The organism is Blastocatellia bacterium (assembly GCA_035275065.1).
GTDB lineage: Bacteria > Acidobacteriota > Blastocatellia > UBA7656 > UBA7656 > DATENM01.
Genome location: DATENM010000158.1, coordinates 157,626 through 184,420 on the forward strand (window position 1 = coordinate 157,626; position 26,795 = coordinate 184,420).

Annotated in this window: 23 protein-coding genes, 1 tRNA gene and 1 pseudogene; 14 read left to right on the plus strand and 11 right to left on the minus strand. The window is 60.8% G+C overall.

Going from position 1 to position 26,795, the window contains the following annotated elements:
• Positions 1-27: 27 nt before the first annotated feature.
• The 4 genes from VJ464_30060 to VJ464_30075 form a co-directional block, all read right to left on the minus strand.
• A complete protein-coding gene (locus tag VJ464_30060) occupies positions 28-1,845 on the minus strand; it encodes an ABC transporter transmembrane domain-containing protein (GenBank protein ID HKQ09406.1) in 1,818 nt (605 codons plus the stop codon).
• A gap of 206 nt (positions 1,846-2,051) precedes the next feature.
• Complete coding sequence (locus VJ464_30065; GenBank protein HKQ09407.1) at positions 2,052-3,725, minus strand: DUF4214 domain-containing protein; 1,674 nt, start codon at positions 3,723-3,725, stop codon at positions 2,052-2,054.
• Between the two features lie 438 nt (positions 3,726-4,163).
• A complete protein-coding gene (locus VJ464_30070) occupies positions 4,164-6,290 on the minus strand; it encodes a VWA domain-containing protein (protein ID HKQ09408.1) in 2,127 nt (708 codons plus the stop codon).
• Positions 6,291-6,798: 508 nt separating this feature from the next.
• Complete coding sequence (locus VJ464_30075; protein HKQ09409.1) at positions 6,799-8,277, minus strand: VWA domain-containing protein; 1,479 nt, start codon at positions 8,275-8,277, stop codon at positions 6,799-6,801.
• Positions 8,278-8,591: 314 nt separating this feature from the next.
• Between VJ464_30075 and ytxJ the strand changes: the two genes are divergently transcribed.
• The 3 genes from ytxJ to VJ464_30090 all read left to right on the plus strand — a co-directional run bounded on the left by ytxJ (position 8,592) and on the right by VJ464_30090 (position 11,492).
• A complete protein-coding gene (gene ytxJ, locus VJ464_30080) occupies positions 8,592-8,945 on the plus strand; it encodes a bacillithiol system redox-active protein YtxJ (GenBank protein ID HKQ09410.1) in 354 nt (117 codons plus the stop codon).
• Positions 8,946-9,057: 112 nt separating this feature from the next.
• On the plus strand, positions 9,058-10,839 hold the full coding sequence (locus VJ464_30085) for a glycosyltransferase family 39 protein (GenBank protein HKQ09411.1): 1,782 nt from the start codon (positions 9,058-9,060) through the stop codon (positions 10,837-10,839).
• An 11-nt stretch (positions 10,840-10,850) separates the two neighbouring features.
• Positions 10,851-11,492, plus strand: coding sequence for a hypothetical protein (locus VJ464_30090; protein ID HKQ09412.1), 642 nt, complete (start codon positions 10,851-10,853; stop codon positions 11,490-11,492).
• A 6-nt stretch (positions 11,493-11,498) separates the two neighbouring features.
• Here VJ464_30090 and VJ464_30095 read toward each other — a convergent pair whose 3' ends face one another.
• From VJ464_30095 to VJ464_30120, 6 genes are all read right to left on the minus strand, one after another.
• On the minus strand, positions 11,499-12,455 hold the full coding sequence (locus VJ464_30095) for a CPBP family intramembrane glutamic endopeptidase (protein HKQ09413.1): 957 nt from the start codon (positions 12,453-12,455) through the stop codon (positions 11,499-11,501).
• 189 nt (positions 12,456-12,644) lie between these two features.
• On the minus strand, positions 12,645-13,427 hold the full coding sequence (locus VJ464_30100) for a lysophospholipid acyltransferase family protein (protein ID HKQ09414.1): 783 nt from the start codon (positions 13,425-13,427) through the stop codon (positions 12,645-12,647).
• A gap of 11 nt (positions 13,428-13,438) precedes the next feature.
• Positions 13,439-13,972, minus strand: coding sequence for an NUDIX hydrolase (locus tag VJ464_30105; protein HKQ09415.1), 534 nt, complete (start codon positions 13,970-13,972; stop codon positions 13,439-13,441).
• A 74-nt stretch (positions 13,973-14,046) separates the two neighbouring features.
• On the minus strand, positions 14,047-15,384 hold the full coding sequence (locus tag VJ464_30110; GenBank protein ID HKQ09416.1) for a folylpolyglutamate synthase/dihydrofolate synthase family protein: 1,338 nt from the start codon (positions 15,382-15,384) through the stop codon (positions 14,047-14,049).
• Between the two features lie 27 nt (positions 15,385-15,411).
• Complete coding sequence (accD, locus tag VJ464_30115; GenBank protein ID HKQ09417.1) at positions 15,412-16,272, minus strand: acetyl-CoA carboxylase, carboxyltransferase subunit beta; 861 nt, start codon at positions 16,270-16,272, stop codon at positions 15,412-15,414.
• Positions 16,273-16,326: 54 nt separating this feature from the next.
• Positions 16,327-16,914, minus strand: a complete 588-nt coding sequence (locus tag VJ464_30120) for a cob(I)yrinic acid a,c-diamide adenosyltransferase (GenBank protein ID HKQ09418.1) — start codon at positions 16,912-16,914, stop codon at positions 16,327-16,329.
• A 132-nt stretch (positions 16,915-17,046) separates the two neighbouring features.
• On the opposite strand from VJ464_30120, the gene VJ464_30125 reads away from it, so the two are divergent.
• The 8 genes and pseudogenes from VJ464_30125 to VJ464_30160 all read left to right on the plus strand — a co-directional run bounded on the left by VJ464_30125 (position 17,047) and on the right by VJ464_30160 (position 23,038).
• Positions 17,047-18,312, plus strand: a complete 1,266-nt coding sequence (locus tag VJ464_30125; protein ID HKQ09419.1) for a homoserine dehydrogenase — start codon at positions 17,047-17,049, stop codon at positions 18,310-18,312.
• Between the two features lie 112 nt (positions 18,313-18,424).
• Positions 18,425-19,642 (plus strand): aspartate kinase, encoded by a 1,218-nt coding sequence (locus VJ464_30130; protein ID HKQ09420.1) that lies wholly within the window; start codon positions 18,425-18,427, stop codon positions 19,640-19,642.
• A 220-nt stretch (positions 19,643-19,862) separates the two neighbouring features.
• Entirely contained in the window at positions 19,863-20,132 is a 270-nt protein-coding gene (locus VJ464_30135; protein ID HKQ09421.1) for an integration host factor subunit alpha, read from the plus strand.
• Positions 20,133-20,204: 72 nt separating this feature from the next.
• Positions 20,205-20,453 (plus strand): annotated as a pseudogene (locus tag VJ464_30140) (MerR family transcriptional regulator).
• A gap of 310 nt (positions 20,454-20,763) precedes the next feature.
• Positions 20,764-20,837: transfer RNA gene (locus tag VJ464_30145), tRNA-Pro, on the plus strand.
• 76 nt (positions 20,838-20,913) lie between these two features.
• Positions 20,914-21,678: a 5'/3'-nucleotidase SurE gene (gene surE, locus VJ464_30150; GenBank protein HKQ09422.1), complete on the plus strand. Its 765-nt coding sequence runs from the start codon at positions 20,914-20,916 to the stop codon at positions 21,676-21,678.
• The gene (locus tag VJ464_30155; GenBank protein ID HKQ09423.1) at positions 21,675-22,352 is read left to right on the plus strand and encodes a protein-L-isoaspartate(D-aspartate) O-methyltransferase; all 678 of its coding nucleotides are present in this window, start codon (positions 21,675-21,677) and stop codon (positions 22,350-22,352) included. Before surE ends, VJ464_30155 begins: the two co-directional genes overlap by 4 nt.
• Before the next feature lie 14 nt (positions 22,353-22,366).
• Positions 22,367-23,038 (plus strand): DedA family protein, encoded by a 672-nt coding sequence (locus VJ464_30160; GenBank protein ID HKQ09424.1) that lies wholly within the window; start codon positions 22,367-22,369, stop codon positions 23,036-23,038.
• A 30-nt stretch (positions 23,039-23,068) separates the two neighbouring features.
• On the opposite strand, the gene truA is transcribed toward VJ464_30160, so the two are convergent.
• The gene (gene truA, locus VJ464_30165; protein ID HKQ09425.1) at positions 23,069-23,890 is read right to left on the minus strand and encodes a tRNA pseudouridine(38-40) synthase TruA; all 822 of its coding nucleotides are present in this window, start codon (positions 23,888-23,890) and stop codon (positions 23,069-23,071) included.
• 189 nt (positions 23,891-24,079) lie between these two features.
• On the opposite strand from truA, the gene VJ464_30170 reads away from it, so the two are divergent.
• Genes VJ464_30170 through VJ464_30180 form a run of 3 tightly spaced genes read left to right on the plus strand, consistent with a single transcriptional unit; the run spans position 24,080 to position 26,772 of the window.
• The gene (locus tag VJ464_30170) at positions 24,080-24,565 is read left to right on the plus strand and encodes an Lrp/AsnC family transcriptional regulator (GenBank protein HKQ09426.1); all 486 of its coding nucleotides are present in this window, start codon (positions 24,080-24,082) and stop codon (positions 24,563-24,565) included.
• A gap of 45 nt (positions 24,566-24,610) precedes the next feature.
• Positions 24,611-25,861 carry a PLP-dependent aminotransferase family protein gene (locus VJ464_30175; GenBank protein ID HKQ09427.1) on the plus strand — a complete coding sequence of 417 codons (1,251 nt, stop codon included), beginning with the start codon at positions 24,611-24,613 and terminating at the stop codon, positions 25,859-25,861.
• The gene (locus VJ464_30180; GenBank protein HKQ09428.1) at positions 25,858-26,772 is read left to right on the plus strand and encodes a PhzF family phenazine biosynthesis protein; all 915 of its coding nucleotides are present in this window, start codon (positions 25,858-25,860) and stop codon (positions 26,770-26,772) included. The genes VJ464_30175 and VJ464_30180 overlap by 4 nt, the downstream gene beginning before the upstream one ends.
• Positions 26,773-26,795 lie beyond the last annotated feature (23 nt).

The window sequence follows — 26,795 nt, forward strand, 5'->3', positions numbered from 1 at the left end:
GCACCGCGCCGCTCCGACCTGCGATGTCTAGCTACTGACCAGCCTCCCTTCATCCTCCGCGACCAGCTCGTCGGAGAATTGCAATTCGTAAAGCTCGCGGTAGATGCCGCCGCGCGACATCAACTCGCTGTGCGTGCCGCTGTCGGCGACCTGTCCGCGATGCAGCACGACGATCTTGTCGGCGCGATGAATCGTCGTCAGCCGGTGAGCGATGACTACCGTCGTCCGTCCGCGCATGAGGTTTGCCAGAGCTTGCTGGACCAGGCGTTCGGATTGCGTGTCGAGTGCCGAGGTCGCTTCGTCGAGGATTAGAATCGGCGCGTCCTTGAGCAGCGCCCGCGCAATCGCCAGCCGCTGGCGCTCGCCGCCTGACAGCTTGACGCCGCGCTCGCCGATGACCGTGTCATAGCCGCCACGTTCCATTATAAAGTCGTGCGCGTAAGCGGCGCGAGCCGCGCGCTCGATCTCTTGCTGGCCGACATCAGGCCGCCCGTAAGCAATGTTACTTTGAATCGTGTCGTTGAAGAGGATGACCTCTTGTGTCACCAGCGCCAACTGCGCGCGAAGCGAAGCCAGTCGCGCCTCGCAGATGTTGACACCATCAACCGTGATCTCGCCGCGGCTCGCGTCATAAAAGCGCATCAGCAAATTCGTCAGCGTCGTCTTGCCCGCGCCCGACAGCCCGACCAGGGCGACGACTTCGCCGCGCCGCACATTGAGATTGACATCACGAATCGTCCAGTCTGTCGAGTCGCCATACTTAAACGACACGTCACGGAACTCGATGCGGTCGCTCAAGGGTTTAAGCTCGACGGCGCTGGCCCGATCCGCGATCTCTGTGTGCGTGTCGAGCAGCTTGTAGATGCGCGTCGTCGCCGCGAACGATTGTTGAAAGTAGTTCTGAATGCGCGAGAGCTTGCGCAGTGGATCGTACATCTGCAACATCGCGACGATGTAGGCCGCGAAGGTGCCGATGGTCATCAACCCCGAAGCCGTCAGGCGCTGCGCGTAGAGCAGGAAAGCCGCGGCAACCACTACGCCGAGCAGTTCGAGAATCGGCGACGACAGGTAGACGACACGCGCCGCCCGCACCTGTGTCCGCGCCAGCTGCACCAGCGCCGCCCCAAACCGTCGCCGCTCGAATCCTTCCATGCCGAAGGCTTTGACGATGCGGTGGCCAGAGATGGTCTCTTGCGCGAGGTCCAACACCTCTTCGGTTCCCTCTTGCGTCGAGTGGGCGATGTGGCGCAAGCGGCGGCCAAACCTCACCGTCAGCCCATAAATCAGCGGCCCGACCAACAGCACGGCGAGCGTCAGTCGCCAGTTGAGGATGAAGACCAGCGTGAACAGCGCGATGAAGGTCAAGCCTTCACGCAGCAGATCGGCGAGCAAAGACGAAACGGCTACCTGGACTTTCTCGGCGTCGCTGATAATGTGCGTCGTCAGCGTATTGGTTGGATGCTCGGTAAAGAATTCGCTCGATTGGACGAGGATGTGATTGTAAAGGCGCTGCCTGAGGTCAACCACCGCGCCGACGCCGATGCGCCACATCAGCACGTTTGAGAGGTATTCCGAGCTGCCGCGAATCACTGTGAAAAGGACAAGCAAGGCGGCGATCAGCGGCAGCGCATTGGTGCCCGGCGGCAGGTAACGGCTCACGTCAAGGCTTGCGGCAAGCCCGCTGCCGGCCACTTGTTGACTGCCGGAGAGAATATCGATGATTGATTTTAGTAGCGCTGTGCGCCCTGCCTCGAACACGCCGACCAGCGTCATCAGGATGAAGGCGAGAGCAAAAAGCCCTGCGTAGGGCCTGACCTGTTTAAGCAGTATGCGGAAGTCCTTCATGAAAACATGTCGGCAGCAGCGCCTTCGGGTTAAACGAATGATTATACGTGCAGGGGGGGCCGCGTCAAGCGAAAGCGATTGGCGGTCAGGGTCTATTCATTCTCCGGACTTAAACCGCCAAGACGCCAAGACCGCCAAGAGAACACAGAGCTTTTCTTGGCGTCCTTGGCGTCTTGGCGGTTGATATCCCTATAGTTATTCAAGAATTACTTTTGACCAGTGCCCGGGTGACCGATGCAATGTTTCGGCAGGCTCACCTGCGTGTAAGCCTGAATGCTGCCCGAGGAGTAACCGGAGCAGGCCCACACGTTGTAGCGCGGGCAGTCATAGGGAATCAGGCTGACCGTCAGGACGTTGCTCTGCACCGTCGCCTCTTTCATCCCGCACACACCGATCCCGCTCCCCACGCGCGCGCTGAGACTCCCCGTCGTGTTGCCTGAGAAGGTTGCCCCGTGGCCTAGGGCTGACGGGTCTGGGTTGAGGCTGGAATCCCCGAACCAGGCGCGGCTGCCGACCGCCAGGGCGATGTCGAAGTGCGAGTTCGGCCCGGTCCACAGGAGATTATTTTGCACCATCGAGCCGCTGAAGTAGCGGTCCACCGTCGGCTCACTGGTCATCACCTTCAGGGGGTCTGCGGCGTAGGCCGCGTACGCCGAGTTGCCGGCGCTAAACACCCGGTTGTTGCGGACGAGCGATTTCTGTGTCGCCGGCGTCGACCGGTAGATGATGATCCCTACATCCGTCGCGTCAACGACTTCGTTCTCTTGAATGAGCGTGCTTTCGCACGCACAGCTCAGCCCGTCTGCCCAGGGGGTGATCGTTGCTGGGTCAGGCGAATAATGGCTGCTGGAGTAGGCCGTGACCAGATTGTGTACGATGCTGATGTTGCTGCAAGGCTTGTGTGGCAACTCGCCGCTACCGTACACCTGTAGGTTGGTCCAGCCCGCCGTATTCGACAGCAGGCAATCAGAGACCTGCGATCCCGCTCCCGGCAGCAACGCGACGTTGATGTCGTTGATATGATTCTGATCAAAGCCGACAACGCCGCGCTGGCCATCAACCCACACGGCCTTGAGCTTGGCGCCGCTATGCAGGATCACCGCCGGGCAGCCCTTATTCTCGGGCGGGCAGGTAGTAGAAGAGAAATGCGTATCCCGCACCAGCCGCGCCATCAAGGCATAGTGGTTGTGGGAAGGCCCGCCGGTCGTGCTCAGGGTCACGCCCTCTTTAATGTGCAGTGGTTCAAGCAGGCGCACGACCGCTTTCTGCGCCAACCAGACTGTGCCGCCCGCCGGGGTAGAGTCGATGATCGGCTGTAGCTGTCTGTTCGTGTCTACCTTGACGCCGCTGCCGGTGGTGGGAATCTTGAGCGCATAGTTCGAGCCGAAGCCGTAGGAAAACCTGTCGGGCGTCGTCCCGCCGCCGCAGATCTGCGGCACCAGACCTTGAAACTCGCCGCTGTTGAACATGGCATCGACCACCGTCGCCAGGCTCACGCCGGAGTTCAATTGATTATAGAAATGATCGAAGCCGGCTTGATCCGGCTCGCGGTTCAGGATGCCTCGGTAGAGGGTCAGGACTTTCGCGGCGTTGTCGTAGCCCAGGTTGTTGTACTCGGCTGAAAGATAAACGCCCCGGCCCCAGGTCTTCAGGCGGCTGGCGTTGCAGCCGTTTTGCGTGAAGAAATTGACGGCGGCTTGATAGCCGCTGGCGTCAGGCGTTCGGCCCAGTGCCTCGGTATACATCTTAGCAATGAACTGGGTGGGAATGCCTGATTGCGCCGCCGTTGGCGATAACCAGAAGTTCGATGCTGCCGACAACCAGAAGGTTATGCTGAGCAACATCACTAGAAATCTCTTGCGCTGTGGTTTACGGGCCATCTTGGTACTCCTTTCGATCCGCTTTGCTTGAGTTAGCATTCTTAATCAACTTCGTGCCCGGTCGCGATGATGGAACGCCGCATCACGGCTTTGCCCATCAAGGCGGAATGCGGGCCGGTTTGCGCACGCAGACGGTGGCTTCGTCGGGCCGCAGGCGTCGGCGCTTGCCGGCCCATCTGTGCATGCGCAAAACGGGTCAAAAGCGGGTCGCAAAAATGTGATGGCTGGCCTGTTTGATCGTAAATTGATTTACAAAGGATTATTTAAGGTCGCCTCGACTGGCTGTGGTAGTGTCCGGTAGTGACATAATCGAGTGTTGCCTAATTCAGAGTATGTTTGAGTTGGGCATTACAGAGATAAGGAGACAGCGAGGCGCGGAGGATGCACCCGCAGACCCCCGCGCCTCGCTGTCTCCATGTTTCGTTCGCCTTGCCAGTGCTACTTTGCGTAATAGCCGCGACGCGTTCGCACTGCTGCGTCATTGCGATTGACCGTCACGCGCACACGGCGGAAAGTGCCGTCACGCTCGGCGTTCGTCGGGTAGTAGCCGATGCTGTAGACCGTGCGGATCGCCGCCGCCACCTGCTTATAAACGCCCGACAGGTCGCCGGCTTTCTCGGCTTTGAACATCTGGCCGCCGCTCACTTCGGACAGGCGTTGCAGTTGATCGCGCGCCACCGCGTAGGCTTCGCTCGACGAGTTGCCGCGCTCGAAGACTTCTTCGTACTCGGTGTCGAGGTAGACCGGGAAGACCATCACATCGGTCTCTTCGAGCCGCCGCGCCAACTGGTCAAACGAGACGCGCGACGGCAGCGGATTGTAGCGGTCGAGCGAACTGTCGACGCCATCGGTCATGACGACAATGGCGTTGCGTTGTCCTTTCGTGCCGCGCAGCGTATCAAACAGCGAGAACCACATCGCTTCATAGAACGACGTGCCGCCCGTTGACTCGGTGATCGCTTTGATGCGCCGCCGCAGCTCGTCGCGGTTGCCGGTCAGTTGCGAGATGACGCGAATCTCGTCCGTGAAGGTGACGACCGCCACTTTATCATTTGCGTCTAGCACGTCGAGAAACTTGAGCGCCGCCGACTTCACCACATCGAGCTTATCCTTGATCGAGCCGGAAAGGTCTAGCACCAGCACCAGATTGAAGGGCGCGGTTTGCGGGGCGAAGAATTCAATGCGCTGTCCCTGGCCATTCTCGGCTATCCCGAAATCCTCTTTCTTCAGGCTCGAAAGCGCCTGCCCCGAACGATTGGTCACCGAGACATTCAGATTGACCAGCGCCGATTTCAGCACAATGGCTTCTTCGTCGCCGTTTGTTGGGCTGGTTGCGCCAGCCGGTGACGCGCCATTGACCGGCGCATCGTCACCGTTGGCGCGATGCAACACCGGAGGCTCTGCGGCGTGGTTGCCGCGTGAAGCGATGGCCGGTGGCTCGTTGTCCGGTGCTTCAGGCAATGGGGTGCGCCGCTGCGCGGTGCCGCGCTGAAGGTCATAGTTTGAAGGGCGGCCCTGTGCGCTGCCAGTGGATAAGTCATCATTCGCCGCCGGCGCCGCAAAGGGGTCGTTGGGCTGTGAGTAGATCGGATTGCCGGCGTCACGCGAAGGCTTGAGCGCCGTGCCCGAAGGAATGATGCGAACGCGCAGGCCGCTGCTGCCGCTGCTCGTCTGTCTTTGCTGCACAGGCCGCGAGAATTTGCTGCCCTTGTATTCGGCAACCGAATCACTGGCGTTGTCTGACCCTGCGAAGTCAGCCATCGCGCTGCCGCCCGTCGCATTGGCCGCGTTCATATTCCCCGTTGCCGGCTGGGCCCCGGCAGACCAATCGGCATCACTCGCAACGTCCACACCGCCGCGCGCTGAACTGGCATCACGCGACGTTGACGCGCCGCCGAGCGAGGCTGATCCGCGCGATTGCGGCGGCCTGGTAAAAGAAGGAGGCTGGCCGGTGTTGGCCCTGGCGGTGGCTTGATCGCTCGCCGCGTTGGCACGGCGCATGGTGTCCATCGCCTTTGCCGCTTCGCTGATGTTCGCGCCGGGCGTCATCGTAATATTGCCCGCTTCGCTGTTCAGGATGATCGGAGCGCTGCCGCTGCCGAGCCGTCCTTCGATGGCCTGCGCGCCGCTGCGGGATGAAACGATCAGCGGCGCGGTCGAGCGCACCAGTCCGCGTGCCGTTCGCATGGAGACGGTCGCATCGTCATTGGCCGGAATTCGATACGCAATCGCGCCGCTCGTCGTCTGCACCACTGCGCCGGCGAGCGAGCCATTGATATCAACTGGCCACGCACCGGCAACGACTTGCACCTGGCTTCGACGCGGCACCGTCAGCGTCAGATCGATGCGGCCCGGGCGGGCCGTTTGCCGGCATTGAACCGTGATCGTGTTTTGTATGCCCATGAGCAGTAATTCGTTAGGGTCGAGCGGAGAGCCGGCGGGCGAGCGTTTTTCGGCAACGACGCGCACCGTCGGCATCTCCCATACTTCGATGCGGATTGCGCCTCGCATATTCTCGATCCGCACAAGGCCATCGGCGTTAAAATCAAAAGATTCGATGCGCATCGCGCTTGCCTGGGCACTGGCATATGGGTGATTGATAACGAGAATTGCCAAGCAGAGCAACGCCACAACCAGAGTCATTCGACGTTGCCGGGCGGGAGCTAGATTAAACATAGACTGCCTCCAATACTGCACAGTGAAGGACGAATTGATCGTCGCTGCTACAAGTCCACAACGAACGCGAACCGAAACGGTGCCTACCGAAGATTGTCTGACAGGCATGAATTGGAGTCAATCAAAGGTGCGCTCACCCATTCAGGTGAGGGAGGAAAAGGGGCCGGGGGTCGGGGGTCGGGGGGTCTGGGGCCAGGAAGCAGGAGGCAGGCGATCTTTAAGCTCCGCTAGGAGCGTGATGTTTATAGTCATCAAGGCGCTTAAACACTCAAGCCCCGTAGGGGCGCAATCGCGACATTGCGCTCCTACGGGGCTACGTCCTGTTCGATCTCTGTAACTATAAACATCGCGTCCCTACGGGACTGCCTCGTGCTTCCTGCTTCCCGGCCCCTATCGGCTATTCCGTGTGCGAGGGCGATCCGACCTCCCGAGCATTGTATCCGCGGCGGTGGCGCACGGCGATGTCGTCGCGGTTCTTGACACTGATGCGAATCGAGCGGTAGCCGCCATTCGACAGCGAATTCTTCGGGTAGTAGCTGACCACATAAACGTGGCGCAGCTCGTCGGCGATGCGCGACGCCAGGCCGCTCATGTCGCTGACGCGCTCCGCGTCAAAGACCGGCCCGCCGCCGGCTTCAGTGATGTCCTTCATGAAATCTTTGCCGCCCCAGTGGCGCCCGCCGCCATTGCCACCGCCGCCACCACCATAAGGCCCATTCCGGCGCGAGCGCGGCCACGGGATAGGCAGCGGCAGTTGAATGCCGGGCCAGGGTCCACGCGGGAAGGGATTGCGTGGCCACGAGCCGCCATAGCCGCCGCCGCCACCGCCAGCCCCCGGATAGCGCAATCCATAAACCAGCACGTCAGACTCGGTGACGATATTGATGGCGTCGTCGTAATCCACGCGATGGCTGGTCGTGTCTTCGCCATCAGAGAACAGGATCAGCGCCTTGCGGCCTTCAATGCCGCGCAGCCGCCGCGCCACGGTTTCATATACGGCTTCGTAGACGCTCGTGCCTGAGCCCGTTCGCACACGGCGAATCGCCCATTCAAGCTCTTGCCGGTTGCTCGTAAAATCAGTCAGAAAGTTGATGTTGCGATCAAACGACGCCACCAATACGCGATCCTGCGGGCGCAGTTGCCGCACAAAAGCCAGCGCGGCATCCTGAATGCCTTCGATGTTGCCTTCGACGCTCGGACTGACATCGAGCAGGAGGGCGACGTTAAACGGCACCTCTTCGCTGCCGAACGAAGCGACCTCTTGCTGCACGCCGTCTTCGTAAAGCACGAAATCATCTTTGTTCAAGCGCGGGATGTAGCGGCCAGAGCGGTCGCTGACGACAATCGGAATATTGACCAGCGTCGATTCCAGCTTGATGACCTGATCCTGGCCGTCGTCAGCCGATTGGGTGGTAGGCGGCGGGTTGTTTCGCCGGTCATTTTGTTGCTGGTAATCGGGCGCGCTCCGGTCATCTTGTGGGTCGGACGGGCGGTGCAAGGTTGGCCGCCGGTCGCGGTTGCGGCCCGATGAATCGGGATCATTGCTGAAAACCGAATCATCCCCCTGGCGGTCCGTGGAGCCTTGCCTTGACGTGCCGGTGCGACTGTCCGAGGCCGACGGGCGTTGCAGCACGGGCGGGCCGGACGAGCGCGAGCTTGACGAAGGTGGCGCATCGGTTGAACGCGACGAGCGGGTTGAAGGCGGTGTGCGCGTATCACGCGCAGCCGGCGGCTCGCTGCGGTCTGTAGTGGATGAGGTGTCCGGGTCGGCCTTCATCGGCGGACGATCAAACGGCGGCGGCTCAGGCTTTTTGGCCGGCGTTTGCGAACCCGCTTTCTGCGTTGACTGGCCGGCATTCGCGGTAATCGTCGGCATTAACGAGACGGCGAATGCCAAAATGAGCAGCGATGCGAGAAATGACCGAAGCGACTTGCGGCACATATTGAAACTCCGTTAGCTTGAATTCGGCGGCGTGTGTTGCCCGCGTGGCCAGGTCGTCGAGCAGCCGGGAACTCTACAACTTTTGCTCCACGGCTCAGACCCACGGAGTTGGATGTTTTGAAATCGCGTGCGCGTGGCCTGAGTCCCAAAGAATCTTACGGGCAATGGCGAGGTTTGTCTATCGCCCTTGCCCGCCTGCCGGTGGCGCTGAGAGAATTCAATCTTCACCCATTCTGCAAGAGACGATTATGACAGAGATACTGAACCAGATTGAATCAATTGACGAACTGAACCAGGCGCTTGAAGAATCAAGCGCGCGGCCCGTCTTACTCTTCAAGCACAGCCTGACCTGTCCCATCAGCGCGCGCGCCTACAGGGAGTTTCAAAGCTATCTGGAAAACGCCGAGCCGCGGGTCAGCTATCACCTGATCACCGTGCAGACGGCGCGCGCCGCATCGAACGAAACGGCGGCGCGGCTGCACGTCAGGCACGAGTCGCCGCAAGCCATTCTGGTGCGCGACGGGCGCGAGGTTTGGAACGCCTCGCACTTTGACATCACCGCCGCGAGGCTCGCCGAGGTGATTAAAGCTCAGCTCTCATAGCTCACATTGCGCGGGTCAGGCGATGCGAAAGGCGCACGGCGAGCCCGTCTTCGCCGGAAACGCCATGTCTGCTTGACCGGCTGACGGCGGTTCACCATAATCATCGCCTGTTGTGGACAAGCTTAAACCTCACCTCGATAAACTGCTGCTCACTGTTGTCTTTCTGGTCTGCGCAACGTCTACGGTCCTCTGGACGCTGAAGGATCAGACGCCGCCGTCGTGGGACCCTTCGCATCATCTCTGCGCGGCTTACGACTATTACCGTCCGCTCGGCCACTTCGATTTGCGGGGCTTTGCCCGCGAATTTTTTCAGACGAAGCACTATTACGCGCCGCTGGTTCACCTGGTGACCGCCGGCTTCTTTCTCATCTTCGGCGCGTCGCGCTTGAGCGGCATCGCCATCAACCTGCTGTCGCTCGCCGTGCTGCTCGGCTCGGTCTATTGGATTGGCCGCAGGCTTTACGACAACCACGGCGGCCCCGCGGGCGGCGCAGCCATTGGCTTAGTGGCGGGCGTGCTGACGGTCAGCTATCACTTCAACGCCTGGCTGCTGCACGACGCGTTTCTCGATTACCCGCTGCTGGCGCATGTCACGTTGACTTTCGCGCTGCTAATCAAGGCTGACCGCTTCGAATCGCGCGCTGACGCCGTGAGGTTTGCTATCGCCGCCGGCCTGGGCTTCTGGGCCAAGCAGACCTTTGGCTTCTTCTTCATCCTCCCTGGCGCTTACGTCGGCTTGCGAGTTCTGATGACGCGTGACCGCCGCGCAATCATCAACTTGCTCCTGGCCGGGGCCATCATCGCCATCATCATTGCGGTCTGGTATGGCCCGCATTTGCAGGATGCGATTGCGATCTACCGCATCAACCAGCGCGGCGCGCTGGACGAGAATGAGCCGCCGGTCTTCAGTTGTACCTCGCTGATCTTTTACTGGCATACGCTGATCAGCGCGCAGATGCAGATGCCGCTCGCCATCCTCTTTGGGCTCGGATTGATCTACTCGCTGATACGCGCCCGCCGCGAGAGCTTGATGCTCTACCTCTGGCTGTTGAGCGGCATCATCATGTTCACGCTGGTCGCCAACAAAGACGTGCGCTACACGGTGCCTGTGCTGCCGGCAGCGGCGCTGCTGTCGGTCTGCTGGCTGCGCGAATTCTATCGCCGCGTCGTGCCCCGCTCGGACGAATCGCCGCCGTCAACCTTCCGATGGCGCAAACCTCTGCTCGCCCTGAAACTGGCTCTGGTGGCTCTTATCGTGGGGTGGGCAGCGGTCAGTTTCTTCAACGCGCAGTGGCCAGCCGCCGGCCAGGGGACACACGTCGACACGCCTTACTTTCGCTGGTGGGTATTTGGGCGCAACTACTTTGTTTACGACCACCGCCCGCAAGCGCACGACTGGGGCATCCCCGAAGTCGTCCGCACGGTCGCTGAATTCCCTTATGATGAAACGTCGCCTTCAGTGCGCGCCATGACGCGCCCGATGGTGCTGCGGCAAAAGTACCTGTCGCTCGATCCGCACGAAACCGAGCGGGCCGAGAAGCAGCCTTATGGCAAGGAAGACCTCTTCGTCTGGCCGACGCTCGGCGTCGTCGTCAATCGTCCGTTTCTGAACTCTTCGGCCTGCGCGTGGTCAGCGCGGACGATGGTGCCTGAGCGCGCGGGCATGCCGCTGGTGACCATCGAATCGATTGGCGATGAGACGGAGATGGCTGACCGCCTCGATCATTGCGATTACCTGCTCGTCCGCTCAGGGCTCGACCACGCCGAAGACGTGAAGCCGGTCGAGCGCATGATCGAGGCGGCCGTCCGCAACAACCCGCTGCGATTCCACGAGGTCGGCAGGTTTCCGACGCCGCTCGACGGCATCGAAGCCGTGCTTTACAAGTGCTGGTGATGAGCGACGCGATGACACCCGAACGCCGGCAGTTCACCGCCAACGAGTGGCGTCTCATCGAAAGCTGCCGGACGCCGCTTCAGGTGCAGCGTTACCTGAAGACCATCCCCTACAACCGCGAGCCGGAAGGCGCGACCTGCTTTTCGTTTCGTCGCGTGCTGCGCGAGAACCGCGCTCATTGCCTGGAAGGCGCGCTGGTCGCGGCGACCATACTCGAACAGCATGGCTACGCGCCGCTTCTGGTCAGCATCGAATCGCGGGATCATCTCGACCACGTCCTCTTTCTCTATCAAGTGCGCGGCAAGTTTGGCGCGGTGGCCCGGTCACGCGACATCGCCCTGCACGGGCGAAAGCCGGTCTTTCGCACGGTGCGCGACCTGGTGATGAGCTATTACGACGCTTACATTGACGGCTCGGGGCGGATCACCGGCTATGCGGTGGCGAGTTTGTATGAGCTGGGCAATTACGACTGGCGTTTCTCGCTGCGCAATGTCAAGAAGGTCGAACGCCACCTCCAGGACATTCCGCATCGCGCCATTCGCGGCAGCGAGGCGCGGTACGAGCAGGCTCTGCGCCGGTATATGGAGTTCCACCGCCGCCATCCCGACCGCTCGCCCGACTATTTTGCGAACCGAGATACCTGGCTGCGCTGACCGGCGCTAGACATCCTTGCCGAGGATGATCATCAGCGAAGCGACGGCGTTGTTGATGAAGTGGATGACGATGCACGGCAACAGCGTCTTTGACCGGGCGCGGACGACCGTGAGAGTCAGGCTCAAGAGAATCAGCCCGGCGACCGTCGCCCACGCGCCAAAATACTGCGGCACGTGAACGCCCGCGAAGAGCAGCGTCACGACGACGACAGTCACGGTGGCGCTGAAGCGTTTGCGTAATGCCCCGAAGATCACTCCTCGATAGACAATCTCTTCAACCAGCGGCGCGCTGAAACTGGCGAGGATGGCGATGGCAATACGCACCTGCGGCCCGGATTTGAGCAACTGATCGAAGTCGGTTTCCTTCTGTGGCAGGATACGGACGAATAAGGCATTCGCCAGATTGATGCCGATAAACAACCCCACAGCAACCAGTATCCAGTATAAGGGCGAGCGGCCAGCCCAGTTCCACCCAAGGCTCGGCAGGAAAGGCTGCGAGCGCAGACGTGTAACCACGGCCCAGCAGAACAGGATGGTCAGCAGGTGAGCGAGAATCGTCGAATAGACGCTCGCCGTCAGCACATGCGGCGTCATGGCCCAGGCGCGCAACGCTTCCTTGTCGACTGGCGATGGGAAGACGCCGCGCTGCTGATCAATGACGTAGAGCACCATCACGACGGCGAGCTGCGCGACGATCAAGGCGGCGATGCTGAACAGCCATGCGCCGATGCCCGTCCAGATGCCCCAGCGCGGATGGTCGGGGTCGAGCGCCGTCGGTTGAGCCACCGGCGTCAACGGGAATTGATCGGCGGGCGGAGGATAAAGCTGCACGTCCGGCGTCTCGGCTTCGGCCTGCGGGGCTCCGCAATGCGGGCAGAAGCCGCCCGACTGCGTTGATTGAGGCAGCGGCGCGCCGCAAGCGCGGCACAGCGTAGCGGTCGGCGGTGGTTCGATCATGCTCATAGGGGTTTACGATTTTAGATTTTCATGGCTTGGCGCTTCGCGCCGGCGATTTTGGATTTTAGATTGAGGGACAGACAGGATCGTTTGATGCTTTGATCTGCTAATCCAAAATCCAAAATCCAAAATCCCCTTGACTCTACTTGAACGGCTAACGAGTGGCAAGAGTTGCGGCTTCAACAAAGCCTTCGGCTATCGCGTCGGCGATTCTGTTATGCGAGTCGGCACGGCGGGCGCGACTCTGGGCGATTCAAGGTTCTCTTGAATCGCCGCGCGGACGCGCGCGATCAATTCCGCCATCTGCTTCTCGCTGTAGTCACGGGTTGCGATGGGTTTGCCGATGATCACATCCACTCTGCCGGGGCGCGGGGCCAGCGTCGTCTTCGGCAATAACCTGAACGTGCCGCGAATGGTCACGGGGACGATGGGAACGCCGGCGCGCAGGGCGATCTTGAAAGCGCCCGGCTTAAAGTCTTGCAAGTGGCCGTCGGGCGTTCGTGTGCCTTCGGGAAAGACCGCCAGCGACTTGCCGCCTTTGACGCCTTCGATCACGCGCCGCAGGCTGCGCGCGGTCTTGCGCCCGTCGCTGCGGTCAACCGGAAAGTTTCCAGACGTCCACAGGTGCCAGCCCATGAACGGCACGTAGAACAGCTCTTTCTTCGCCATGATCTTGAATTGATATGGCAAGTAGCCGAACAGCGCCGGCGTATCAATCAGGCTCGAATGATTGGCCATGTAAACGTAGGCTTCGTCGTTCCGCAGGTATTCCACTCCATGCACGCGGATGCGCGCAAAGATCGAATAGGCGACCAGGCGACACCACCAGCGCGCGCACCAGTGTTGCAGCGTCCCCCGCCGGTCGAATGGCCAGAGCAAAAGCGACAGCGTCGCCATGACCACCGTGTGGGTGTACCACAGCAGGTTGGCAAATGGCGCCCAGAGATAAACCAGAATCTTTTTCAGCTTTTGGCCCACAGTCTCTGCAATCAGGCACCGGCGCAGTGCGGCGCCGCGAGCAGCAGGGTGATGATCGTCTTGGCGTCGTCAATCTCGCCCGAATGAACTTTGGCCAGCGCCTCGGCAAATGGCATGCGCAAGACCTCGACCTCTTCATCATCATCGAGCCGCTGCGCGCACGCCTCAAGGCCGCGCGCCAGGTAAACCCAGATGCGCTCTTCGCAATAGCCCGGCGCTACCTGGAAGGCTGCGAGCGGGATGAACTCGCGGGCGCGCAAGCCCATCTCTTCCTCAAGCTCGCGCTCGGCGGTTTCGGCGGGCGAGTGGCCCGGCTCGATGCGCCCCGCCGATATTTCCAGCGAATAACGACCGAGCGCGTAGCGCCATTGGCGCACCAGCGCCACCGTGCCGTCATCATAGACCGCCAGCGCCCCTGCGCCGCCGTTGTGATGGATGATTTCGATATCCACTTCGCCGCTGCGCGCCGATACGAAGCGCCCGACCGACAGATCAAGGATGCGGCCTCTGTACTTGTAGTCGCGTTTGACAAGCTCGTGAGTCATGGTTTTAGTGGCGCAAGCTGATAGCTTGCGCAGCGCCTAGCGCAATCTAACAGATTGCGCCACAGAGAATTACTCTAGCGTTCACGATATTCGCCGAGCATGCGGCGCTGCGAATCTTCCTCTTCAAGCAGACGCTTGACCATGCCGACCAGATGCAGCGAGCCGGCGACACAGATCAGCCCATCGGGCGGCGTCACCGAGCGCGCCCACGACAGTGCCTGCTGAGGCGTTTCGGTGAAAAAGACATTGTTAGCGCCGGCGAGCGCCGCTTGCGCGATGCGCGCCCCGGTCGCCGAGCGCGGGTCGGCAACGCGTGTCAACACAACCGTCCGCGCCGCCGGGAACAACGACCGCGCCATCACATGGATGTCCTTGTCGCTCATCGCCGCAAAAATCAGCGTCAGCTCGCCACGCCAGAACTCATCCAAATAAACCCGCAAGGCGCGTGCGCCGCCGGCGTTGTGCGCGCCGTCGAGCAGCAGCGCCGGGCGGTCATCGATCCACTCCAGGCGTCCCGGCCAGGTGGTAGCGCGCAGCCCTTTAATAATCGCTTCGCGGCTGATATCAAAGCCCAGCTCGTTCAATGTCTCGGCGGCTTCGATGGCGGCGGCGGCGTTGTCGGCCTGGTGACGCCCGCGCAGCCCGAGCGTCACGGAGCTATAGACCGACTTTGACGACTCATAATCAAAGGCCAGGCGACCTGTCTCGCCGCTTGAGAGGTTGTGCGGCTCGTTGGCGAAAGCCGGTAACACTTTGGCTTCGAGACAGCGCCGCATCAGCACGCCGGTCGCGGCTTCGTATAGTTGCCTGCCGATGACGGCGCGCGCGCCCGGCTTGATGACCGCGGCCTTCTCTTGGGCGATTTTCGTGATCGTGTCGCCGAGAATCTGCTGATGGTCCATATCAATCGTCGTCACCACCGCAAGCACCGCCGCCACCGCGTTCGTTGAATCGAGCCGGCCACCGAGTCCAACTTCAAGAATGGCCAGCTCGACGGCGGTTTCGGCAAAGTAAGAGAGCGCAATGGCCGTTACCTGCTCGAAGAACGAAGGCGGGCTGGCCAGCCGCGCTTCGCCGACCAGGGCTTCGGCTACGTCTCGAACATTGGTCGCGAGCCGCGCAAAATCAGCTTCGCCGATCTCCTGGCCGTTGACTCGAATACGCTCGGTGATGCGGACGAGGTGCGGTGACGTGTAGAGCGCGGTGCGCCGGCCTGCCGTGCGCGCGATGGAATCGAGCATGGCCGACACTGAGCCTTTGCCATTGGTGCCGGCGACGATGACGGAGGGATAGACGCGGTCGGGACGGCCCGCGCGCTCAAGCAGGAGGCGGATGCCGTCAAGCCCGAACTTCGCGGCGAGGACTTCGTGGCCGAGACTGTAGAGGTACGCGACCGACTGCTTGAAATCCATAATCACCCGCCTGCGGTGCGCGGCGCCTCACTTCATCCCGTTGTTTGACATGAAAGCGAGCGAGTTGACGATGAACGGCTTCAGATCTTTGCGCTCGACGACGGCATCGAGCATGCCGTGTTCGAGCAGGAATTCGGAGCGCTGAAAGCCTTCGGGGAGTTTCTGGCGAATGGTCTGCTCGATGACGCGCGGCCCGGCGAAGCCGATCAACGCCCCCGGCTCGGCGATGTTGAGGTCGCCGAGCATCGCGTAGCTGGCGGTGACGCCGCCGGTCGTCGGGTCTGTTAGCACAGAGATGTAGGGCAGGCCCGCTTCATCCAGGCGAGCCAGCGCCGCTGAAATCTTCGCCATCTGCATCAGCGAAATGGCCCCCTCCTGCATGCGTGCGCCGCCCGACGCCGAATAGACGACCACCGCCGAGGACGTCTTCACAGCGCACTCAATTGCTCGCGTGATCTTCTCGCCGACGACCGAGCCGAGCGAGCCGCCGACGAATTCCAATGCCATCGAGCAGATGATCGCCGGGTGTCCGCCGACTCTACCCTGCGCCGTGATAATGGCGTCGAGCATGCCGGTCTTCTTCTGCATCCCTTTGAGCCGTTCGGAATAGCCCTTGGTATCAACGAACCGCAAGGGATTGGTCGAAGCCAGTCCGGTGTCAAGCTCAGTCCACTGCTCGTCATCAAAAGTCAGGCGCAAGCGCTCGGCGGCGCTGATGCGGTGATGGTAATCGCATTTCGGGCAGACGTTGAGATTCTCTTCGACCTCGCGCTTGAAAAGCATCTGCTCGCAGCCCGGGCATTTGACGAACACCCCTTCCGTGCGAACGGTCTTCTCTTCGCCCGGGTCCACCGATCTCGGCTTGTCTTTTCTTTTAAACCAACTCATAGCGAAGGTGACAAGCGGCAAGTGACAGGTGACAAGAAGGAGCAAACTCTCTTGTCACTTGTCACTCGCCGCTTCATTCGTCCTTTTGCTGAAATCGGTCATCTTCTCGGCAGCGCCGGCGCGGTGATTGACGGCTCGCGCCATAATGAAGAGCAGGTCGGACAGACGGTTCAAGTAAACGATGGCCGCCGCGTTCACAGCTTCCTGATCCGCGAGCGCGACAACGCGGCGCTCGGCTCGGCGCGCAACCGCGCGCGCCACATGCAGCGAGGCCCCGGCTTCGCTGCCGCCCGGTAAGATGAACTCTTTGAGCGGCTCAAGCTCGGCGAGAAATGTTTCAGAAGCCGCTTCGAGCGTTTCGACATACGCCTCGGTGATGCGCGGCACTTCGATCTCTGCCGGGCTGGCCAGGTCGGCCCCAAGCGTGAAGAGGTCGTTTTGAATCGTCCTGAGAACGTCATCAACCTGCGCATCGTTGAGGCGCGCGCGCACCAGGCCGAGCAGGCTGTTCAGCTCGTCAACCTCGCCATAGGCGTCAACGCGTGGGCTGGCTTTGCTGACGCGCGCGCCGCCGACAAGCGCCGTCTGCCCGGCGTCGCCTGTGCGCGTAATGACTTTTGAAATGCGATTTCCCCTTACCATCTGAATGAGTGTCCATTCTAGGCACGCGCGCCGGCATTGTCAAAATCGAAACAGTTGCGCAAAGCCAGGGCCTTCGGCTACGCTCTCCTAGCCGCCACTACGGGGAAGCTGAGGCAAAGCAGAGGTAGGCGAATGGCAAAAATTAGCGTCGGGGTCATCGGGCTCGGCACCGTTGGCACAGGCGTCATCAAACTACTGCAAAACGACCCGCGCTTTCGCGTCAAATGGGTCGCCGTGCGCGACAAAGCCAAAGCCCGCACGGTTGATCTGTCGGCGATTCGCGTCACCGAGCAGCCCTTCGATCTCGTCAACGACCCGGAGCTAGAGATCATCATCGAAGTCGCGGGCGGCACCAATCCGGCTTACGAAGTCATCCGCAACGCTATCGCGCAGGGTAAACACATCGTCACCGCCAACAAGGAAGTCATCGCTAAGCACGGCTCGGAAATCTTCGACCTGGCGCACCGCCACAATGTCACCGTGCTATTTGAAGCTGCCGTTGGCGGCGGCATCCCGTTAATCTCCACTATCCAGCGCGGCCTACAGGCGAACGAGATTCAGAGCGTCGCCGGCATCCTCAACGGCACGACGAATTTCATTCTGACGGCGATGCAGGAACGCGAGCAGACTTTCGCCGACGCGCTCGCCGACGCACAGGCGCTGGGCTACGCTGAAGCCGACCCGACCAACGATGTCGAATCGTTCGACGTAGCGTACAAAATTACGATCCTCGCGTCGCTGGCTTTCGGCAAATTCGTTCACACAGATGAAGTCTACCGCCAGGGCATCAGTCGCATCAGCGACATAGACATCGCGATGGCGCGCGAGTTCGGCTACCGCATCAAGTTAATCGGGCTGGCGCGGCGCGGCGACGGCTGTCTCGACGTGCGCGCCCACCCGATGCTGGTTCCCGCGCATCACCCGCTCGCCTCAGTCGAAGGCGCCAACAACGCCATCTTCATCCGCGGTCACGCGGTCGGCGAAGTCATGCTGGTCGGCCCCGGTGCAGGCCAGATGCCGACGGCGAGCGCCGTGGTCGGCGACTTGATCAATCTCGCCAGCGCCTTGCGGCTGCCGGACTTCGCTCCTTATTTTCAGCCGATCATCGCGGCGGGCGAAGCGCCGCTGTGCAATGTGGACGACGCCGAAGGCTGTTTCTACATCCGTCTCGAAGCCGAAGACACGCCGGGCGTCATCGGCAATATCGGCCACGCGCTCGGCGGCCACGGCGTCAGCGTGCATAGCTTCCTGCAACGAGGCGTCGTCCGCACCGGCGCGGCGACCGTCGTGCTATTGACGCACCGCACCCGCGAGCGGCAATTGATGCGCGCCCTTCGTGAAATCGAGGCGCAGGCGAGCACACGCGAAGTCGGCGTCCTCTTGCGGGTATTTGAATAGGAAGAAGTCAGGAGTCAGAATAAACGCGGAGGTGCGAAGCCCTGACTTCCTTGTTCATTCTGTCTTCTGACTCCTGACTCCTGACTCCTGACTCCTGACTTCCTGCTTTGTCATGATCGTTCAAAAGTTCGGTGGCACCTCAGTCAAATCGGTGGCGCGCATCAAGAATGTCGCCAGCATCGTGAGGCACGCGGCTGGGCAAAGCTCGGTTGTCGTGGTGGTCTCGGCGATGGGCGACACGACTGATTATCTGGTCAAGCTGGCGCGCCAGGTGTCCGCTGCTTCGAATCAGCGCGAGTACGACATGCTGCTTTCGACCGGTGAGCAGATTTCGATAGCCCTGGTAGCGATGGCGCTGAATGACCTGGGCTGCAAGGCTGTGTCGCTGACAGGCGCGCAACTCGGCATCATCACCGAAAGCGTTCACACGACGGCGCGCATCGTTGATATAAAGACCGAGCGCATTCGCCACTTTCTTGATCAAGGTTATGTGGTCGTCGCCGCCGGCTTTCAGGGCGTCACCGAAGCCGGCGACATCACGACGCTAGGGCGCGGCGGCTCGGACACAACGGCGGTGGCGCTGGCGGCGGCGCTCAAGGCCGAGGTTTGCGACATCTACACGGATGTCAGCGGCGTCTACACCGCTGATCCGAACATCGTGCCGACGGCGCGCTTGATGCACGAGGTTGCCTATGAAGAGATGCTGGAGATGGCCCGCGTCGGCGCGCAAGTCTTGCACCCGCGCGCTGTCGAGCTGGCGCGCAAACATCGCTTGCCGCTGCGCGTCCGCAACACCTTTGATCCCGACCACACCGGCACGATTCTGAGAGGAGCAGACGAGATGGAGATTTATCGCCCCGTCAGCGGCGTCACCGTTGACAAGGATCAAGCACGGCTGGCGATTCTAAAAGTTCCCGACAGGCCCGGCACCGCCGGCGAAATCTTCGCGGCGCTGGCCGGGCGGCGCATCAACGTCGACATGATCATTCAAGCCTTTCACGAAGACCGCTCAGTCAATGACATCACCTTTACGGTCAAGCGCGGCGACCTGCCGGCGGCGCGCCAGGCGCTCGACGAGATCAGCGCAAGCATCGGCGCCGAAGGTGTACTGGCCGACGAAGACGTCGCCAAGTTGAGCATCGTCGGCGCTAGCCTGATGGATCAGCCTGACATCGTAGCGCGCACCTTTGCGGCGCTTGGCCAGGAAGGCATCAACATCAAGATGATTTCGACCTCCGACATCCGCATCAGTTGCGCGATCAGCAGCCGCGACGCAGACCGCGCTGTGCGCCTGGTACACGACCTCTTTCACCTCGACGAAAACGAGTAAGCCGACCGCCATGGCAAGCGGCTTGCGAAAGTTACGGTAATGCTTTGGCTCTGACGGCTTAACTCGCGCCATTGTGTAGATTTCTCCCATCATTTGAATTGACAGTGGCACTCGGAATGCATAACATAAGGCTGGCAAAGGGCAAGACCCGCTGGAAGTAACGAGGTTCTTGGTGGACGCTGGCCGCGTGCTTCGATCTACGAGCAAGGACGGTCAGGGCATGACAAAGGCCGATTTAGCACACATGGTCTATGAGCGCCACGGGAACGTGACGAATCGCGATGCGGCGCGATTTGTTGATATGGTTTTCGATCTCATTAAGCAGCACCTGGTTGAAGGCGAAAGTATTCACATCGTTGGCTTTGGCACGCTGGAAGTGGTATCGCGCAAGCCGCGACCGGGCCGCAACCCGATCACCGGCGAGCGCATCGAGCTAGCCGCGCGCCGCGCCCTCGTCTTCCGACCTTCGCGCTCGATGCGCTCGGTCTAAAGACCAGCCGTTGGGCGACTAATGCGGATGACGAGCGATATCGGGCTAGGTTGAAGAATGTGGACTAACGGCATGACCACGCTCTCAAGAATTCCTGAAAAGCTCTTCTTCAAGATCGGCGAAGTTTGTGAGCTGATCAAGGTGCAGCCGCACGTCTTGCGCTACTGGGAGACAGAATTTCCCATGCTGGCGCCGCAGAAAAACCGCGCCGGTCAACGCGTCTATCGCCGCAAAGATGTCGAGATGGTGCTGCGCATCCGCGATCTGCTTTACGAAGAGAAGTTCACTATCGCCGGCGCGAAAAAGAAACTGGCTGACGAGATGCGCGGCTCGCCGCGCACACGAATCGCCTCAAAAGAATCGCCGGTGACAGAGCCGGAAGAGATATTGCCGGCAGCCATTGAACCCAGCCCGACCGTATCTATCAATGAAGAGGTGGCCGCCCCACGTCAGGCTGAAGCGCCCGATCCAGAGGTTGCCACACCGCCCAGCGCGGCCGGCAAAGAGCTGCCGCCGCAAGTCCATCGCGCCCTGCGTGTCATCAAACGCGACCTGGATGATTTGTTGACTTTGCTCAATGCCGATGCTAGCATCAAACGCTGATCATTGAAGCAAATCGCTTACTGTAGAACGGGACGTGGCGCAGCCCGGTAGCGCGCTTCCTTGGGGTGGAAGAGGTCGCTGGTTCGAATCCAGTCGTCCCGACTTGAATTTAGGGCCTGAGAATCGCAGATGATGCGTCTCAGGCTTTTGCTTTTTGCTGAAGCAAGCTAATTCTAATATGCCCAAAATACTGGTTACGAACGATGATGGCATTCATTCGAAAGGCATCATCGCGCTTGCCGAAGCCTTGCAACCGCTCGGCGAGGTCTTTGTCGTCGCGCCGGCGCACGAGATGAGCGCGGCATCGCATTCGCTCACGCTGACGCGCCCGCTGCGCATCGAGCAGATTGATGACCGGCACTACGCCGTTGACGGGACGCCCACCGATTGCGTCACCCTGGCGATGAATCATATCCTCAGAGCCGCGCCGCCACAGCTTGTCGTTTCGGGGATCAATCGCGGCGGCAATCTCGGCGATGATGTCAGCTATTCGGGAACCGTTGCCGGCGCGCTTGAAGCGACGATGTACGGACTGCCGGGCATCGCCTTCAGCCTGGTGCAGCGCGTCGAGTTCGATTTCAGCCATGCGGCGCGCTTTGCGGCTGGACTTGCCGAGCGCGTGCTAAACGATGGCTTGCCGCAGGGGACGATCTTAAATGTCAATATCCCGCCCGGCCCGGTTCAAGGCGTGCGCCTCACCCGGCAAGGCACAAAGATCATTCACCCGACCATCATTGAAGGCACAGACCCGCGCCAGCGCAAGTATTACTGGATTGGCGAAGAGTCGCTGACCTGGAACGAAGAGCAAGGCACGGATTACGAAGCCTTGCGCCACCGCCTGGTTTCGATTACGCCGCTGCGCACAGACATGACCGACTACCGCGCCCTCGATCAAATCAAAGAACGCGACTGGGAAGCCGTTCTCGGCAACGTACCGCAATGAGATCAAATCGCCCAAGCAACGACTCTTACAGTGCCAGTCTCTACGCGTCGCACCGCTCGAAAATGGTTGAGCTACTGCGCCAGCGCGGCATCCGCGACGAGCGCGTGTTGAAAGCGATGGCCGAAATCCCGCGCCACTGGTTTGTTCCCGAAGCGTTCGAAGCGCAAGCCTATGGCGACCACGCGCTGCCCATCGGCCAGGAGCAGACTATCTCGCAGCCCTACATGGTGGCGCGCATGACCGAGCTGCTCGAAGTCAATCAAGACTCGGCGGTGCTAGAGATCGGCGCCGGCTCAGGCTATCAAACCGCCGTGCTGTCGGCGGTCGCCGGGCGCGTCTTTGCGCTTGAGCGCCTCAGCGACCTGGCGCGCACCGCACAGGCCAACATCCGGCGGCTCGGCTGTTACAACGCCACTGTGAAGTGGTTCGACGGCACCATAGGCTGGAGCGAGCACGCCCCCTACGAGGGCATCCTGGTTGCCGCCGGCGGCCCCGAGGTTCCCGAACCGCTCGTTCAGCAGTTGGCCATCGGCGGGCGGCTGGTCATTCCTATCGGTGATACGGAACAACAGACTTTAATTCGCATCATCCGCACCGAACAAGGCATCGTCCGCGAAAACCACGGACAATGTATGTTCGTGAAACTGATTGGCCGCTACGGCTGGCAAGCCTGAGCAACGGAGATCGTGTGATCGCAAAGATTATTGAGTTTCTTTCCGGCATTATTGTGGCGGTGATTTCGTCGCTCGGCTACGCGGGCGTGGTCTTGTTAATGGCGATTGAGTCTGCGTGCATTCCGCTCCCCTCAGAAATCATCATGCCGTTTTCGGGCTACCTGGTTTACACGGGCCGTTTCAATCTCTGGGGGGTCGGCGTGGCAGGGGCGCTGGGCTGCGTCCTCGGCTCGATAGTCGCTTATTACATCGGCCTGTATGGCGGGCGCCCGCTGATCGAAAAGTATGGCCGCTATATTCTGGTCTCGCATCACGACCTCGACCTGGCGGATCGCTGGTTTCAGAAGTATGGCGAGATCATCGTCTTCGCCAGCCGCTTGCTGCCCGTGGTGCGGACATTCATCGCCTTCCCTGCCGGCGTGGCCCGCATGAACATGAGCCGCTTCATCCTCTACACCTTTCTTGGCTCGCTGCCCTGGTGCCTCGGACTGGCTTATGTCGGCCAAAAGCTCGGCGAGCAGTGGGATAAGAACGAGACCCTGAAAGCATGGTTCCACCGCTTTGACTTCGTCATCGGCATTCTGCTGGTCGCCGGCGCGGCCTGGTGGGTGTGGCGTCATCTGAAGAACGCCCGCTCAACGACTGCGGTCGAAAAGGCCAAGGAGACCGAGTCCGCGCGTCATTGACTTTGGTTATCGATAAACGAGCCTCATCCATCACACGTGGCCGACTGCAATGGCCGGCGCGAGCGCCCCTGGAGGCCGTTCGCCTTGATAGACGACTCGCTCAAGAAACAGCCCCGAAGGCGGCGCGGTGTGCGCGGCGGCGTCAAAGACCGGCGGCCTTCGATCTGACGCAAGACCATCAAGCAGGGCTAAGAACTGGTCGCCGCTTAACTTCCCGCGCCCGACTTCGACGAGCGCGCCGGTGATCCGCCGCACCATCTTCCACAAAAAATGTGACGCGCCGATGCGGAAGAGGATCAAGTCGCCTTCAACGCCAAGCTCGGCGCGCTCGACAACGACGATGGTCGATTGCTCGGCGGCGCGCTTGTCACAAAAGCGCGCGAAATCATGCCGCCCGACCAGCAGCGCGCTTGTACGCTGCATCGCCTCGACATCAAGCCTGTCTTTAACCCACCAGACTGACTTCTTGGCAAATGCCGTGCGCCGCGTCGAGATTTGATAGAGGTAGTAGCGAGCCTTCGCGTCACGCCGCGGATCAAAGTGACTCGTGGCTTCTTCAACTCGCAGGACATTGATATCCGGCGGCAAGTGGTCATTCAATCCCCGATGCAATTCAAGCGGCTTCAAACGGCGCGCGGCGCGCAGCCGCGCCACCTGCGCCAGGGCATGGACGCCGGCATCAGTGCGCCCTGCGCCGAGCAGGTCTGCCGGCTGATCCAAAAACGTTTCGGCGGCGCGGCGCACCTCGCCGGCTACCGTCCTTGCGCCTATCTGCTCCTGCCACCCGTAATAGCGTGTGCCATCATACTCAATCGTCAGCTTCCAGCTTATTAGCCTTGTGGTCTTTTTCATGTAGCCGGCTCCGGCTAGAGATTGCGCGACACCCGCCGCGATGTCAACGGCTCGGAAAAGATTTCACGGCCAGCCTTTCGCGCTGCCGATAATGGTTCCGGGTGAAGCCGCCTTACTTATTGACTCGCCTGCCACATTGATATATCCTAAGCGCGTGAGCAGGAATACTTTGAATATATAGGAATCGGGATGCTAAATCCGATAGATTATAAAATCCTCGATCTCTTGCAGCGCAATGCGCGCATGACGCAATCGGAGATCGCCAGTTCCGTTGGCCTCTCACAGCCTGCCGTTGCCGAACGGTTGCGCAAGCTGGAGCAGGAAGGCGTCATCATCGGCTATGCGGCGCGAGTTGACAGCCGTAAGCTCGGCAAAGACATTACCGCCTTCATCGGCGTCCGCATCGAACACCCCAAGTACAACAAAGAATTCTCGCGGCGCATGATTCAGCACAAAGACGTGCTCGAATGCCATCGCGTCACCGGGACCGACTCTTACCTGCTGAAGGTCGTAACCGAGAACACCGAGACGCTTGACCGCCTGATCTCGGAAACCGTGCGCGTTGTCCCTGGCGTCACTCGCACACTGACGACCATCGTGATGTCGTCGTTCAAGGAGAGCACTTATATCCAGCCGGCGAGCGATGAGCAGGAAGCGCCGAAGAAACGCCGTTGATGAGTTTGCTAAAGATGAGTTTGTCAAATCAGAAGGGAGCCAGCGATGATCTTACCCTTGGCCGCACTCGAAGAATCCACCGCGTCACTTGCGCCGACGCCTGAAGCCATTCCCCGCACCTATCGCTTCGCGCGCCGCATGTCGCGCATGCTGGTGTCTGAAGTCCGCGAGATTTTGAAAGTCACCGAGCAACCGGAGATCATCTCGTTTGCCGGCGGCTTGCCGGCGCCGGAACTTTTCCCGGTCGAGGCCATCGCCGAAGCCCACCGCCAGGTCTTTGCCGAAGAAGGCGCTCAGGCCATGCAGTACAGCACGACCGAAGGCTTGCGCTCGCTGCGCCAGTGGATTGCCAGCCGCGTTGCCGAGCGTGGCATTCAAACTGACGCCGACCGGGTGATGGTTACGACCGGCTCGCAGCAGGCGATTGATCTGGTCGCCAAAGTCTTCATCGATCCCGGCGACGAAGTGATTGTCGAGAACCCCTGCTACCTCGCGGCGCTGCAATCTTTCAGCGGCTTTGAAGCGCGCTTTGTGCCCGTCGAAAGCGATGACGATGGCATGCGGGTGGATCAAGTCGAAGCGGCGCTGATGGGTTCGCGGCCCAAGCTGATTTACGTCGTATCGGAATTCTCGAACCCCAAGGGCACCTCGCTTTCTGCCGAGCGCCGGGAGCATCTGGTGGAGTTGGCGCGACGCTACGGCGTGCCGATTCTGGAAGACGACCCGTACAGCGAGTTGCGCTACATGGGCACGCGCCCGCTGCCGCTGGCGGCTTATGACAAAGAGGGATGGGTGATTCGCGCTTCAACGTTTTCAAAAACCCTCAGCCCCGGCATTCGCGTCGGCTGGGTGACCGCGGCGAACGAGATCATTCAGCAACTCGTCATCGCCAAGCAGGCCGCCGATCTGCACACCTGCACCGTCGAGCAGCGCGCCGTCGCCCGCATGCTTGAAACGTTTGATTACGATGGCCACATCGCTAACCTGTGCCGGGTCTACGGCGAGCGATGTTTGACCATGCGACGAGCCATCGAAGCGCACTTCCCGGCCGGGACGAAGTGGACGCGGCCCGAAGGCGGTCTTTTCTTGTGGGTCGAACTGCCTGAGCGGATCAGGGCGCGCGAAGTCTTTGAAGACGCGCTTATCGAGAAAGTCGCGTTCGTCACCGGCGACGCCTTCTTTGCTAACGAGCGGCGGCAGAATTTTATCCGCTTGAACTTCTCGAACCAGCAGCCGGACATGATTGAAGAAGGCATCCGGCGCATCAGTAGAGTCTTGAAACGGAGGATGTCATGAAGAAAAGTTTCGTCATTGCTGACGTGTTCACGGAAAAGCAATTTGGCGGTAACCAGCTTGCGGTCTTCACCGACGCGACAGGGCTCGACAGCGAAACCATGCAGGACCTGGCGCGCGAGATGCACTTTTCCGAAACCACTTTCCTACTGCCACCGGAAAGCGGCGGCGATTACCGTGTGCGCATCTTCACGCCTGAAACCGAATTGCCCTTCGCCGGCCACCCAATAGTCGGCACCGGAAATGTCGTTGTGGCCGAGCGTATGAAATCATGGTCAGAGCCGACGACCACCGTAACCCTTGAAACCGGCGTCGGGCCGATCACCGTCGAAGTCGCCATACGGGACGGACGCGCCGGCCACACGGTGATGACTCAACCGCTGCCCGCCGTCAAAGGCACGCTCGCCGATGTTTCGGAGCTGGCGCGAGCCCTGTCGCTCGATGCCGCTGAGATCGAATCAACCGGGCTGCCGGTCGAGGCGATTCATAACGGCATCACGGTGATCGTCGTGCCGGTCGCGTCGTTGGCCGCGGTCCGCCGAATCAAAGTGGACACAGGGGCGCTTGAGCGGATCAGCAACCAGATGGGCGCGCAGACCGTGTTGACCTTCACGCGCGAAACCGAGCTGGCATCAGGGACTGTGCACTGCCGCGTCTTCGCGCCTGCTGCCGGCGTGGTCGAAGACGCGGCGACCGGCTCGGCCAACGGCCCGTTGGGCTACTATCTTGTGCAGCACTCCGTTATAGAGGCCGAGGCGGTCACGCGCATCCTGAGCGAGCAGGGCTTCGAGATGCACCGCCCAAGTCTGCTGCACATCGAAGTAGACGTTGACCCGACAAGCCATGAAGTGGCCGGCGTGCGCGTCGGCGGCGGCGTGGTCATCAGCGGGCGCGGCGAAATCATACTCAGCTAGCCGTCGGCTCAGAGTTTGTTGGG

Bases quoted from the DNA above. Each gene is read 5' to 3' on its own strand.
- VJ464_30060 (HKQ09406.1), bottom strand. From the start codon at position 1,845: ATGAAGGACTTCCGCATACTGCTTAAACAGGTCAGGCCCTACGCAGGG.
- VJ464_30065 (HKQ09407.1), bottom strand. From the start codon at position 3,725: ATGGCCCGTAAACCACAGCGCAAGAGATTTCTAGTGATGTTGCTCAGC.
- VJ464_30070 (HKQ09408.1), bottom strand. From the start codon at position 6,290: ATGCGCATCGAATCTTTTGATTTTAACGCCGATGGCCTTGTGCGGATC.
- VJ464_30075 (HKQ09409.1), bottom strand. From the start codon at position 8,277: ATGCCGACGATTACCGCGAATGCCGGCCAGTCAACGCAGAAAGCGGGT.
- ytxJ (HKQ09410.1), top strand. From the start codon at position 8,592: ATGACAGAGATACTGAACCAGATTGAATCAATTGACGAACTGAACCAG.
- VJ464_30090 (HKQ09412.1), top strand. From the start codon at position 10,851: ATGACACCCGAACGCCGGCAGTTCACCGCCAACGAGTGGCGTCTCATC.
- VJ464_30095 (HKQ09413.1), bottom strand. From the start codon at position 12,455: ATGAGCATGATCGAACCACCGCCGACCGCTACGCTGTGCCGCGCTTGC.
- VJ464_30105 (HKQ09415.1), bottom strand. From the start codon at position 13,972: ATGACTCACGAGCTTGTCAAACGCGACTACAAGTACAGAGGCCGCATC.
- VJ464_30110 (HKQ09416.1), bottom strand. From the start codon at position 15,384: ATGGATTTCAAGCAGTCGGTCGCGTACCTCTACAGTCTCGGCCACGAA.
- accD (HKQ09417.1), bottom strand. From the start codon at position 16,272: ATGAGTTGGTTTAAAAGAAAAGACAAGCCGAGATCGGTGGACCCGGGC.
- VJ464_30120 (HKQ09418.1), bottom strand. From the start codon at position 16,914: ATGGTAAGGGGAAATCGCATTTCAAAAGTCATTACGCGCACAGGCGAC.
- VJ464_30125 (HKQ09419.1), top strand. From the start codon at position 17,047: ATGGCAAAAATTAGCGTCGGGGTCATCGGGCTCGGCACCGTTGGCACA.
- VJ464_30130 (HKQ09420.1), top strand. From the start codon at position 18,425: ATGATCGTTCAAAAGTTCGGTGGCACCTCAGTCAAATCGGTGGCGCGC.
- VJ464_30135 (HKQ09421.1), top strand. From the start codon at position 19,863: ATGACAAAGGCCGATTTAGCACACATGGTCTATGAGCGCCACGGGAAC.
- surE (HKQ09422.1), top strand. From the start codon at position 20,914: ATGCCCAAAATACTGGTTACGAACGATGATGGCATTCATTCGAAAGGC.
- VJ464_30155 (HKQ09423.1), top strand. From the start codon at position 21,675: ATGAGATCAAATCGCCCAAGCAACGACTCTTACAGTGCCAGTCTCTAC.
- truA (HKQ09425.1), bottom strand. From the start codon at position 23,890: ATGAAAAAGACCACAAGGCTAATAAGCTGGAAGCTGACGATTGAGTAT.
- VJ464_30170 (HKQ09426.1), top strand. From the start codon at position 24,080: ATGCTAAATCCGATAGATTATAAAATCCTCGATCTCTTGCAGCGCAAT.
- VJ464_30175 (HKQ09427.1), top strand. From the start codon at position 24,611: ATGATCTTACCCTTGGCCGCACTCGAAGAATCCACCGCGTCACTTGCG.
- VJ464_30180 (HKQ09428.1), top strand. From the start codon at position 25,858: ATGAAGAAAAGTTTCGTCATTGCTGACGTGTTCACGGAAAAGCAATTT.